Source organism: Neobacillus drentensis (genome assembly GCF_036962765.1).
Taxonomy (GTDB): Bacteria; Bacillota; Bacilli; order Bacillales; family Cytobacillaceae; genus Neobacillus; species Neobacillus drentensis_C.
The window spans coordinates 1-12,803 of sequence record NZ_JBALOS010000234.1 but is presented as its reverse complement, the minus strand read 5'-3'; the positions used below and the strand labels follow the sequence as shown (position 1 = coordinate 12,803).

General features: G+C 38.8%; 11 protein-coding genes and 1 pseudogene. 10 read left to right on the top strand and 2 right to left on the bottom strand.

Features of this window, described 5'->3' with window-relative positions; genetic code table 11:
* Positions 1 to 139: 139 nt before the first annotated feature.
* The 8 genes and pseudogenes from V7137_RS24425 (at position 140) to V7137_RS24390 (ending at position 7,691) form a co-directional block, all read left to right on the top strand.
* A complete protein-coding gene (locus tag V7137_RS24425) occupies positions 140 to 1,702 on the top strand; it encodes an acyl-CoA synthetase (protein ID WP_335700477.1) in 1,563 nt (520 codons plus the stop codon).
* Between the two features lie 135 nt (positions 1,703 to 1,837).
* Complete coding sequence (locus V7137_RS24420; protein WP_335700476.1) at positions 1,838 to 3,232, top strand: MATE family efflux transporter; 1,395 nt, start codon at positions 1,838 to 1,840, stop codon at positions 3,230 to 3,232.
* 87 nt (positions 3,233 to 3,319) lie between these two features.
* The gene (locus V7137_RS24415) at positions 3,320 to 4,240 is read left to right on the top strand and encodes a carbohydrate kinase family protein (protein WP_335700475.1); all 921 of its coding nucleotides are present in this window, start codon (positions 3,320 to 3,322) and stop codon (positions 4,238 to 4,240) included.
* A 177-nt stretch (positions 4,241 to 4,417) separates the two neighbouring features.
* Positions 4,418 to 5,317: a formyltetrahydrofolate deformylase gene (purU, locus tag V7137_RS24410; protein ID WP_335700474.1), complete on the top strand. Its 900-nt coding sequence runs from the start codon at positions 4,418 to 4,420 to the stop codon at positions 5,315 to 5,317.
* A gap of 127 nt (positions 5,318 to 5,444) precedes the next feature.
* The gene (locus V7137_RS24405; protein WP_335700473.1) at positions 5,445 to 6,149 is read left to right on the top strand and encodes a helix-turn-helix transcriptional regulator; all 705 of its coding nucleotides are present in this window, start codon (positions 5,445 to 5,447) and stop codon (positions 6,147 to 6,149) included.
* A 90-nt stretch (positions 6,150 to 6,239) separates the two neighbouring features.
* Positions 6,240 to 6,794: pseudogene (folE, locus tag V7137_RS24400) on the top strand (GTP cyclohydrolase I FolE).
* Between the two features lie 15 nt (positions 6,795 to 6,809).
* Entirely contained in the window at positions 6,810 to 7,010 is a 201-nt protein-coding gene (locus tag V7137_RS24395; RefSeq protein ID WP_335700472.1) for a CDGSH iron-sulfur domain-containing protein, read from the top strand.
* 258 nt (positions 7,011 to 7,268) lie between these two features.
* A complete protein-coding gene (locus tag V7137_RS24390) occupies positions 7,269 to 7,691 on the top strand; it encodes an SRPBCC family protein (RefSeq protein WP_335700471.1) in 423 nt (140 codons plus the stop codon).
* A gap of 258 nt (positions 7,692 to 7,949) precedes the next feature.
* Here V7137_RS24390 and guaD read toward each other — a convergent pair whose 3' ends face one another.
* Positions 7,950 to 9,317 (bottom strand): guanine deaminase, encoded by a 1,368-nt coding sequence (guaD, locus tag V7137_RS24385; RefSeq protein WP_335700470.1) that lies wholly within the window; start codon positions 9,315 to 9,317, stop codon positions 7,950 to 7,952.
* A gap of 204 nt (positions 9,318 to 9,521) precedes the next feature.
* Here guaD and V7137_RS24380 point away from each other — a divergent pair, with 204 nt between their 5' ends.
* Positions 9,522 to 11,090 carry a catalase gene (locus V7137_RS24380; protein WP_335700469.1) on the top strand — a complete coding sequence of 523 codons (1,569 nt, stop codon included), beginning with the start codon at positions 9,522 to 9,524 and terminating at the stop codon, positions 11,088 to 11,090.
* Positions 11,091 to 11,172: 82 nt separating this feature from the next.
* On the opposite strand, the gene V7137_RS24375 is transcribed toward V7137_RS24380, so the two are convergent.
* A complete protein-coding gene (locus V7137_RS24375; protein WP_335700468.1) occupies positions 11,173 to 11,856 on the bottom strand; it encodes a diphthine--ammonia ligase in 684 nt (227 codons plus the stop codon).
* Positions 11,857 to 12,124: 268 nt separating this feature from the next.
* On the opposite strand from V7137_RS24375, the gene V7137_RS24370 reads away from it, so the two are divergent.
* A partial coding sequence (locus V7137_RS24370) for a sigma 54-interacting transcriptional regulator (RefSeq protein WP_335700467.1) occupies positions 12,125 to 12,803 on the top strand: 679 nt, incomplete at its 3' end.

Below are 12,803 nucleotides of genomic sequence, written 5' to 3'. Positions count from 1 at the left end.
GATTTTTAAAGTGATATTATTGTAAGAGTAAATATTATTTTGATATCTTATGTTACCACCAGGTACTAACTATTTGGAATCAAGCTAAGTTACACGGGGAACCCAAATTCTAAACTACCAAGAATGGAGATTGAAAATTGTGGATTTGAAATCATTGATCGCACCAGAACACTTTAATTTAGCAAGTGAAATTTCTAAGCATGACTCCGAAAAAATCGCTTTACGCTGGCAAAATGAACTCGGAGAAACGATAACGATCTCTTATGCTCAGTTAATCACAAAAGCCAATAAACTTGCCAATGGGTTAACTAAATTAGGACTAGAGAAAGGTGACCGGATTGTTGTCATGAGTACACGTCTCATTGAATCATATGTCATCTATTTAGCTTGTTTAAAAGCAGGATTAGTCATTAGCCCATCATCAGAACTTTTAAGGGCAAAGGATTTAGTGTATCGCTTGAATCATTCAGAAGCGAAAGCCGTCATTTCTTATTCCGAGTTAGTTGAAGAATTTGAAAATATAAGCGAGGAAACACCATTTTTACAATTTAAGATTGCCTTTGGTCAGGAAGTACCAAATTGGCTTTCGTTAGAAGCTTTAGTAGAAGAGGAATCAGACATTTACAATGATGTCGATACGCGAAGTGAAGATACTGCCTTTTTAGCTTATACTTCCGGGACTACCGGACAGCCTAAAGGGGTTGTACATAGCCATGGCTGGGGCTACGCTCATTTACGAATTGCGGCTTCCAAATGGCTGAATATAAGTGAGGACGATCTGGTTTGGGCTACAGCTTCCCCAGGATGGCAAAAATGGGTCTGGAGTCCATTCTTATCCATTCTCGGATCTGGAGCAACAGGATTTATCTATCATGGCAGGTTTAATCCGCACAAATACTTACGTCTTCTTCAAGATCACAAAGTAAATGTTTTGTGCTGCACACCTACCGAATACCGTATGATGGCTAAATTAGATGATCTATCTACCTTCGACCTATCCCATTTACACACGGCTGTTTCTGCAGGTGAGGCACTGAATCGGGAAGTCATCGATGTGTTTAGAGAACAATTTAAGATCCTGATTCGCGATGGCTACGGCCAGACAGAAAGTACGTTATTGATTGCTAATTTAAATACCAATGAGGAAAAATTAGGATCTATGGGGCAGCCACTGCTTCACGAATTTATTGAAGTCATCGATGATACTGGAAATCCAGCACCCATCAAACAAGTCGGTACGATTGCGATTAAGAGCGATTTCCCCGCTTTATTTAAACAGTATTATAAAAATCCGGAAACCACCGCTTCTTCCTATCAGGGTCAATATTTTTTGACAGGTGACCGTGCGATGAAAGACGAGGATAACTATTATTGGTTCCAGGGTAGAAAAGATGATGTCATTATCAGTTCTGGGTATACGATTGGGCCCTTTGAAGTAGAAGATGCATTAATGAAACATAAATCGGTTAAGGAGTGCGCGGTAGTTGCATTGCCGGACCCCATGAGAGGAAACGTTGTTAAAGCATTTGTTGTGTTGAAAGACGGGACTCTAGGTACAGCAGAGTTGACCAAGGAATTACAGGGGTTTGTAAAAAAATTAACAGCGCCTTATAAGTATCCACGGGTGATCGAATATATTGAGGGACTGCCTAAAACAGATTCAGGAAAAATTCGTCGTGTAGAACTGCGAACACAACGATAATGAATATGAGATTTGGACATTTATTACATTAGATATAAATCTTTACACACTTCCAAATCGTGGTATAATAAGCCGTATTAAATTTACAAATATTTCGGTGAATGTTTTAAAAATCCATCAAAGAAGTGTTGTGTAATGAATAAATTAGAACTGAATATTAGGCATAGAACGGTTTCTTTGTTAGATAAGTATTTTTCTGGCGAATCCATAGATTACAAGAAAATATTTGCGATTATCCTACCCATTTTCGTAGACCAGGCCTTTTTAATCATCATGAGTTTATTAAACACAGCGATGATTAGTTCGGCTGGAGTGGCAGCGGTAAGTGCCGTAAGTATGGTAGATTCATTGAATATTTTCCTAGCCAATGTCTTTATAGCTGTCGCAACAGGCGGTACCGTGATTGTGGCCCAATATAAAGGGAGCGGGAATGGGGAGATGGTGTCCAAAACTGCCACACAAGCGATAACTGCCGTTACCCTATTTTCAGTCCTAATCAGCACCTTAGTCATCATTTTTCATACGCCAACCTTAAACCTTTTATTTGGTAAAGCGGAAGCAGATGTATTTCAAAACGCCCGGATCTATCTTATCGGCAGCTGTCTTTCTTATCCATTTATCGCTATCTTTCAGGCGGTGACTGGCGCTTTAAGAGGTGTGGGAGAGACGAAACCCTGCTTAAATTTATCGTTATTAATGAATGTAACCAATACGATTCTAAATCTATTATTGATTACATTCTTTAACATGGGTGTGGAAGGGCTCGTCATATCCACGCTTTTGGCTAGATTTTTAGGAATGGCCGCTTCTTTGGTTTATGTCTTAAAATACAATGAGACCATCCGTTTCAAGATAAAAAGTGCGGTTAGAATCGACCTGTCTATTTTAAAAAAGGTAATGTTTATTGGGCTGCCTTTCGCTGCGGAACAAATCTTTTTCAATGGTGGAAAGCTGCTTACGCAAACATTTATTGTCCAGTTAGGCACCCTTTCACTTACCGTTTATGCGATCGGAAATGCAATAATGATGGTATATCAAATCGGACCTAATTCTATCGGAATCGCCATCGTCACCATTGTGGGGCAGTGTATGGGGCGAAGGAATATTGCGGACGCGAGGAAATTTATCTTTTCGTTAATTGGACTTTCCTCGATTATTTTTGTCATTGCCGCTTTCTTGTTATTACCATTGTTTCCGGTGTTGATAAAAATGTTCAATCCACCGGAAGAAATTGTTCCCACAATCTTTACACTTGTGTTAATAGGTGCCATTGCCCAACCACTTCTATGGTCACCCAGCTTTATTATGCCATCCGCTTTACGGGCAGCGGGGGATTCGAATTTTACTTCGATCGCCTCTTTGCTGTCGATGTGGTTGTTACGGGTCATCTTAGGTTATGTTTTAGGAATTACCTTAGGTTTTGGGATTATCGGTGTCTGGGTAGCCATGATTGTGGAATGGGGTATTCGAGGATTCATCTTTGGATGGCGGTTCAAAGGGAAAAAGTGGTATGCACATAAACTGGTTTAATATCTTGAAAAAACCTCCTCAACCATTTTCAATTGAGGAGGATTTTTCATATAATCATCATAGATACATCATAGAAGGAGGACCATCTTGGAGAAAACTGGAGTCATTTCACTAGGGGAAGCATTTGTAGACTTTATTTCAATGGATCAAACCAATACTAAATACCAGCGGCTGTTGGGGGGAGCTACCGTAAACTTAGCAGTGGGGATAAGGAGACTCGGACTTCCTGCTTATTATTTATGTAAACTAGGGAGCGATGAAATAAGTCAATTTGTTGAACAAGAATTAGAGAAAGAACGAGTAGATACTTCATTTTCGGTTCATGCCGCGAGCAAGAAAATTTGTGGTGTGTATGTTCATTTAAATGAAATCGGTGAGCGTTATTTTCATTCATACATAAACCTTACTCCAGATGAAGTGTTATCTGATAATGAATTGCGAAGGGAAGTTTTTGAGAGGGCGAAGATTTTTTATATTGGTTCAGGAACGCTTTTTCATGAGCAAGCAAAGAGAACAACTAAAACAGCGTTGAAATATGCCAAGGACGCTGGCAACATCATTGCTTTTGACGCTAACCTTCGTCTCAAACGTTGGGAAAGTGAGGACCATTGTCGTCAAACAGTCTCTTCCTTCCTTAAACATGCTGATATCGTCAAACTTGCAGAGGATGAACTACATTTTTTAACGGAAACAGATTCATTGGAGGCTGGTATAGCTCAGTTATCTAAATTGAAGATTCCTTATCTGTTTATCACGATGGGAAGCAAGGGTGCATGTGCTGTTATTGATGGTCAACAAGTTTTCGCACCAGCTCCGGCCGTCCATGCCATCGATACAACAGGGGCAGGGGATGCCTTTATGTCCGCTCTTTTGTATTGCTTTCACGAAAAAGGGATGCCGGCGAAACTGTCCCAAATCAAAGAGTACCTTCAATATGCAAATAAAATAGGAGCTGCCGCGACAACAGAAATCGGCTCTCTGACCGTAAATGTTGATAAAAAAATCTAACTGGAAACCTGGGTCTAACATTCATATGGGCTCAGGTTTTTCAATTGGGTTCAGCATTAGATGTTGTGCACGTATACTAAATGTTGTTGAAGTTAGGAATATTCAAAATAATGATTACCTAATGCGTACAACTAATGTATAATGTTTTAAACAATGATAGGGAGAGGTTTTTTTAACATGAACTCATATATAAAAGATCAAATTGAACAATTTCAAGAAAAGAATAAGAACCGGGGATGTCTTTTGGTTAGCTGCCCGGACCAACCTGGAATTGTTGCGGCCATTTCAAAATTTTTGTACTCCTTTAATGCAAATATTATCGAATCCAGCCAATACTCTACTAATCCCGAGGGCGGAACTTTTTTCATTCGGATTGAATTTGAATGTCCAGGTCTAAAGGAAAAAGCGCTAGACATGGAGAATAAGTTTGCTGAAATTGTCGAACAGTTTTCGATGGAGTGGAACTTTACCCATGTATATCATGTGAAAAAAGCGGCAATCTTTGTATCAAAAGAGCTTCATTGTTTGCATGAGCTTTTATGGGAATGGCAAAGTGGAGATCTAATGGCTGATATTGCCCTAGTTATCAGCAATCATGAAACCGCAAGAGAAGTTGTTGAAGGACTAAACATCCCGTTTTATTACGTTCCAGCCAATAAAGATATCCGCGGACAAGCTGAAGCCGCTCAACTTAAACTACTAAAGGAGTATGAGATTGATTTCGTTGTATTGGCCCGCTATATGCAAATCTTATCTCCGAAATTTGTCGAAGAAAATCCTAACAAAATCATTAATATTCATCATTCATTCTTACCAGCCTTTGTGGGTGCAAGACCCTATGAGCGGGCATTTGACCGTGGAGTGAAATTGATCGGTGCGACTTCTCATTATGTGACCAATGACCTGGATGAAGGACCTATCATTGAACAGGATATCAGTCGGGTTGATCATCATGATAATGTTGATAGTCTTAAAAAAATTGGCCGTAGAATTGAAAGAAGTGTCTTAGCACGAGCTGTTAAATGGCATATTGAAGACCGTATTATCGTCCATCAAAATAAAACCATTGTTTTCTAAAATCCCTTTCCGAGGGATTTTTTTTTTAGATTTAAAAACGTGAATTTTTCCATTTTTTCAATAAAAATCTTGAACTATTCGAAAGTTAGCTGAATATACATTTAAGAAAGAGCAGGGAGGGGAGAGATTGAGTTTTCAGGCCGATCATTTGTCGGAACCAAGAAGAAGAATCGTTCGTGCGATTAAAACAAGCGGTGCTTCGTCCATGAGTGAACTTGCTTCATTTTTGGAAATGTCCGGTGAGGCTGTCCGTCAGCATCTCCTCCATTTAGAAAAGGACGGCTGGATTATTCGAATTGCCGAAAAGAGGAATGGCATTGGCCGGCCTCACATACGATATCGATTAACCTCTGCTGGCGAACATCTCTTTGAAAAAAACTACGATCACTTAACGATTGAAGTACTTGACACGTTGGTCAATCATCTCGGAATGAATGCACTTAAAGAGGTGCTTACCGCAATGATTGATGAAAGGGTGCGTGACTGGGAACCGAAATTGCGGGGGCTTAGTACAATCGAGAGATTAAATGTTCTTACTAATTATTATGCAAAAGATGACTTTTTTATGGAAGTAGTCAAAAAGGATAAGGATTATTACCTGATTGAGCGAAATTGTCCCTTTCATAATGTTGCTCTCCGACGTCCCATCTTGTGCAGTGTTACTGTTTCTGTTCTTACACAGTTGCTTGGATGTAAGGTGCATAGAGAACAACGTCTTCAAAATGGTGATGGTTGTTGCGCTTTTCGTGTTCATCTAAATGAACAAGTGGATGAAAACACCACATGTTTAATCATTGAGAATGAATCTTCTAATACCATGTCAAAGGAATGATATGTCATGACAAGTGATCAGTTTCTTTTATTAGCTGAAAAGTTCCCAAGCTTGTTTAAACCATATACAGAGGAGAACCATCGAAATGTAATGGATGTTACCAATTTTACCTCCGCAATTAGACAGTTAATTAAACTGTGTGGTGATGATCCTGATCGAGATGGACTACAAGATACTCCTTTTAGGGTCCTTAAAGCATTCCTCGAGTACACCGAAGGCTATCAGGAGGATCCCAAACTTCACCTCGAAAAGATGTTTGATATTCAACATTAAGGACTAATTTTAGTAAAGGAAATTGAATTCTTTTCAATGTGTGAGCATCATTTCTCGCCTTTCTTTGGCGTCGCCCACGTAGGTTATATCCCGAATGAAAAAATCACTGGTTTATCGAAAATTGGCCGAATGGTCGATGGGTATGCAAAAAGATTTCAAGTGCGAGAGAGACTTACATCCCAGATTGCCGCCGCCATGGAAGAGGTTTTGGAACCGCAAGGAACCATGGTAGTCATTGAAGCAAGGCATATGTGTATGTGCAGCAGGGGAACGAAAAAGTCCACCACGTCAACAACCACTTCCAGTATTCATGGAGTATTTGAAACACACGCAGATTTACGTTCTGAATTTTTCTCATTAATAAAGAACTAAGGAGTTGTGATAAGAATGGAAAATCAAATTAAGATAAACGATAATGGTCCACTAGTTGTAAGTGGTGAGTTTCAAATAATGGATGCAGAGGGAAATGAATATCCAAAAAAGGGGAAAGTTTATCTTTGCCGTTGTGGTCATTCCAACAAAAAACCGTTTTGTGATGGTTCACATAAAAAAGGAGGATTCCAAAGCAGTCCAAGAGCATCTGATTAATAGAAAAGGATGAAAGGGGTGTCAGGTAACACTCTTGTCATTTGTTTCTTTTTGTACGTGGTATTGTGGTATTTTTGAATCATTTACTTGCAGCCAGGATGGGCAAACCCAACCTGGCTGTTTTAATATCCAAGACTCTTTATTGCGGTCACAGAGAAGGATTGATAAGATAGTATCAGGTATGTGCCACCATGAAGAAAATTCAACTTAAATTACGATTTATTATAAACTAAGTAGAAGATGAGAGGCGGTATTAAAATGACAACAGGTAATAATGTGAAAATTACAGTAGAAACAACAGTTAATGCTCCAGTAGAAAAAGTATGGGAATATTGGACAGAGCCAAAACATATTACCCAATGGAACAATGCTTCAGATGATTGGCACACGCCTATTGCTGAAAATGATTTAACGGTTGGCGGAAAATTCCTAACAAGAATGGAAGCAAAGGATGGCAGTTTTGGCTTTGATTTTGGTGGGATCTATGATGAAGTGAAATTAAATGAGGTTATTTCTTATACTTTAGGTGATGGAAGAAAGGTTACTATTACTTTTAAAGGTCAAGGAAACGAAACCCAGGTAATCGAAACTTTTGATGCGGAAACCACCAATCCAATTGAAATGCAACAAGCAGGATGGCAGGCAATTTTAGATAACTTTAAAAAATATGTAGTGCAATAAACAAATTGAAAAGATTTTTTTTCAATTTTCATGCTTCAAAAAAAGGGAGAGAATCAGTATAAAGCTGATTCTCTCTTTTGGTTTCAGGGATGTTTGTTGGCAATTTGGTCATAGTTAGTTTTATTTACAAAAAAGAAACATAATTAATGGTAACGATTCTAAATATTTGAATAAACTCGGCGTTACACTGGGTACGGATTAAATAAAAAAGTGACAGGCACCCCATTAAATGGATGATGCCTGTCACTTTTTTACAGATTAAAAACGGGAATGAACTTTTACTCCTTGTACCCAAACTTCACGAATGTTTTCTGGGTTAACTAGATACATAATCTTTTGGAAGATATCATGTAAATTTTCATTTGCATGATAAATAGGAAGTTTTGAATATGCAACTGACGTATCAATGATTTGTACATCCCATGCATAGTTTTCCTCTAAGCGACCGATCGGCAAATTTAAACTTTCTCCGCCACCAGCCGTTGCGAAATAGAATGCTTCATTTATAGTGATGCGTGAATTAGCTACCCCGCGCTCCTCCGTTGGAAGAATGCTGTTCACGCCATCTTCTAACATTCTAGAGACAATCACCGCTTGTCTAATATTATTAATAAGGCTCGGTGAAAAACCGCCAGAAATGTCGGTTCCTAAACCAATTTCAACCCCTTTGGAAAGCAAATGTGCGATGGGTATGACGCTATTGGCAAAGTAAGCATTAGAGATGGGACAATGGCAAACAGCAGTACCTGTTGCAGCAAATAAATCGGCGTCTTCATCAGTTAAGAAATTACAATGCGCCATAACCGACTTTTCGCCCAATAAACCAAATTGATGTAAAGCAAACGCATCATTCTTACCGAAGCGATTCTTTACATAACCATGTTCCCAATCACTTTCACTACAGTGTGATTGGACATACGTGTCGTACTTTGCAGCTAATTCTCCTAACCCTTTTAACGCATTATCCGTACAGCTTGGAATAAAACGTGGGGTTACGACAGGATAAACACCCTGTTTCGCGCTCTTTGCTAGTTTATTTACAGCTAAAATAAATTCCTCAGTGTCAGCTAAGGCCGTTTGTGAATCTGCGTCACGATAATAATCTGGATTCTGTTCAGGATTATCCATCACAACCTTTCCAACTAGACCGCGCTGCCCTTTTTCAGCGCATATTTCTGCTAGTAATAAACTTGCTTCTTTATGTACAGTGGCGAAATAAAGTGCCGTAGTTGTTCCATTTGCGAGTAAGGTGCTAACGACATCTTGGTAGACATCTTTCGCGAAATCTAAATCCGAAAATTTCGACTCAAGAGGAAAGGTATAGGTGTTTAACCAATCATAGAGTGGAATATCTAATGCTGTTCCAGCCTGAGCCCATTGCGGAGCATGTACATGTAAATCGACAAAACCAGGTAAGAAATATTGACCTGCAGCTAAGCGATGAAAGTTTTCTTTCTCTTGATAAGCATCTAGTAAAGGCTGGTAGTCAGCCTCTTCCGGGGAAACGACTTTTTCAATCATTCCGTTCTCGTTAATACAGAAAAGATTATCTTTTAATAGTTTGACTTCTTTTGGTGACTTGCTGGAAAAAGCAGTCCCCTGGAATACTTGTGTATATTTTTTCATGGATGGCACCTTTATGTTTGTATTTTTAAAATAAATGTTGGCTCTCCTATTATTGTAAGGATTTAACTTACTATTTATCATATCAAAGCACACTATTAAATTAAAATTTAAAAGGTATCAAATTTCTAGTGAGTACTGGCAATTTTTGCATAGTCCATCAGCTTTTGGAAATACTTACAAAGGTGAAAAAAAGGAGGGTTATAAATGGTCGATCAAGGAAATGGAGAGAATGAACATTCTGAAGAAATACTGACGAATCGACAGGGACACCCAGTAACAGATAACCAAAATGTTCGGACTGTTGGAAACCGCGGACCAATCACGTTAGAGAATTATGATTTCTTAGAAAAAATCAGCCATTTTGACCGTGAAAAAATTCCGGAACGTGTCGTTCATGCACGGGGTGCTGGTGCCCATGGATATTTTGAGTCATATGGAACAATAAATGGCGAACCGCTTTCAAAATATACGAGGGCGAAGGTGTTTACGAACGCAGAAAAACAGACACCTGTTTTTGTTCGTTTTTCGTCCGTCGTTCACGGCGGGCATTCACCAGAAACATTACGAGACCCAAGAGGATTTGCTGTTAAATTTTATACAGAGGATGGAAACTGGGATTTAGTAGGGAATAATTTAAAGATATTCTTTATTAGAGATCCATTAAAGTTCCCTGATATGGTGCATTCGTTTAAGCCAAGTCCGGTCACCAACCTGTCAGATCCGGAGAGAATGTTTGATTTCTTATGTCAAACACCGGAATCTATGCATATGATCACCTTTGTCTTTTCGCCTTGGGGTATTCCTGCCAACTACCGGCAAATGCAAGGGTCAGGTGTTCATGCGTATAAATGGGTGAATGAAGATGGGAAGGCTGTTCTCGTAAAATATCATTGGGAGCCAAAACAGGGCATAAAAAATCTTTCCCAACAAGAGGCAGATGAAATTCAAAGTAAGAATTATAGTCATGCCACTCAAGATTTATATGAAGCCATTGAAAAAGGTGACTATCCAGAATGGGAACTGTATGTTCAAATTATGGAAGATGGTGAGCATCCGGAACTGGATTTCGATCCATTGGATCCGACAAAGCTATGGTATAAGGAAGGTTTCCAATGGCATAAGGTTGGGAGAATGGTATTAAATAAAAACCCGGAAAATTACTTTGCTGAGGTGGAACAAGTAGCTTTTGGCACGGGTGTCCTCGTGGATGGTCTTGATTTCTCAGATGATAAATTATTACAGGGGCGGACATACTCTTATTCTGATACACAGAGGTACCGTGTGGGCACCAACTACTTGCAGCTGCCGATCAATCGACCAAAAACTCATGTAGCCACAAATCAAGAAGGCGGGCAAATGGATTATAGACAAGATTTCGGAAAGTTAAAAAATCCTCATGTCAATTATGAACCATCCATCATCGGGGGATTAAAAGAAGTTAAAAACCCAGGAAAAGAACATCAGCCATATGTAGAAGGAAACTTAGTGAGAGAGAGAATCTCGCGCGAAAATAACTTTGGTCAAGCTGGTGAAACCTACCGACGCTTCAACGATTGGGAGAAGGATGAATTAATTTCAAACCTATCAGGTGCACTGGCTGCCTGTCGGAAAGAAATTCAAGACAGAATGGTGGATATGCTGACACAATGTGATCCTGATTACGGTAAAAGGATTGCTGAAGGAATAAAAATGGCTGGGAAAACACCAGATTCAAAAATGGAAGAAGCAGTGAAACAAGCAGAGGAAATGGGACAACCTTCCGACCCGTATTAAAAAAGAATAAAGATAATGAAGGCGGGGGTAGTCACCCTCGCCTGTTATTTTCAATAATCACAACAACAGACCAAACTTAGTCTTAATGGTTACGCTCAATTAGACGATAACTTGTAAATTCTAGCTTTTTTGTCGTTTCCAGCTGGATTAATTCTCCATGTTCCAAATGAATTCTTTTTGAAAATAGAGGTCCATCATAGACAAAAGTATGATATTCACCTGATTCTCCCATTGGACAAATAGAAGTCTTTTGGACATCTTGAAGGAACGATTCATCGATGATTCTGCCGAGCCATGCGTCATCTAATAGATCTTCCCGTACACGAATCACGATTGCTTCATAACCCGAATCGACAAACTTATCCAGGGATTGTAGCGCTGCTTCCTTTTTCATCCATAGTGGATACAGAGAATCTACACCTGCAGTGCTAGCGACTTTTTCTCCCCATTCCCGGTGTTCATCTAGATATAGATCTCCGTAAGCAATTCCCGTTACATTAAATTGATTTTTCAAGGATTGTACGGCTTTGACAAATTGACTTGTATAGTTTTCGTATGTACATTCGATAAAATGAACAGGTAGGTTTAAAGCTTCACCTTGTAGTTTAATCATTTCTATTCGCTCTCCATGGCCAAATGTTCGGCCCAATTCTATGGGAACAGTTGTAAGCAAGAAAGCCACCTCATATCCTTGCGAATGTAAAGTATCTAATGCCATGCAACAATCCTTTCCGCCACTCCAAGATAAAGCTATTCTTTTTTTCAAGATTCATCATCCCCATTTAAGATATTTTCATTGTATGTAATATTGATATTTTATCATAAAGACAAAACTATTGAGTTGCTGCTGGAGAGACATGGAGAAAAATTGCGTAAAAATAGGTTTGTATTATACAAAATTGAATAATTTATTCTAAAAAGTATAAATTTTATCAATTATCTGATATAACTGTATTATCAAGATGTTTGCCTCGTATTCTATTCAATAATGAATAATATAATGTTTGTTGGAATGAAAGAAAGGAGGGTTATTTGTGAGTGTTGAAAAAAATTTTTGGAATGAGAGTGAAGCCATACTCCATTCATTACAAGACGATATTTTAGTCACCGATACAGATGGGATTATTTTAAAGGTAAGTGAAGCAACCGAAGGAATTTATAATATGAAGTCAAATGAAATGGTCGGACGCTCCGTTTATGAACTTGAAAAAGAAGGTGTTTTTACACCAATTTTGACACCGTTGGTCATTAAAGAAAAAAAGAAAATTACCCTAGTCCAAACAACCAATAATGGGGAAAAGTTGCTTGTAACGGGGATTCCCGTCTTCGATTCGAACCATAATTTAGTGCGGATTGTCAGCTATTCTCATGATGTTACTGAGTTACTTAACATGAAAAAATACTTAACTGACATCGAAGACGAAATGGAACGAGTGAAAAGTGAACTTGAAATGCTTAGAAATCTACAATTTGATTCCGATGGAATGATCGCAACGAGTACGGAAATGAAAAAAGTACTCCAGCTCGCCTTACAAGTGGCAGAAATCGATGTCAATGTGTTACTGCTGGGTGAAACAGGAGTAGGGAAATCACATATTGCTAAATTCATACATAAAAAAAGTTCACGGAAAGATGGCCCTTTTATCGAGGTAAACTGTGGGGCAATCCCCGAAAGCCTTTTTGAGGCAGAGTTTTTTGGTTATGAATCAGGTG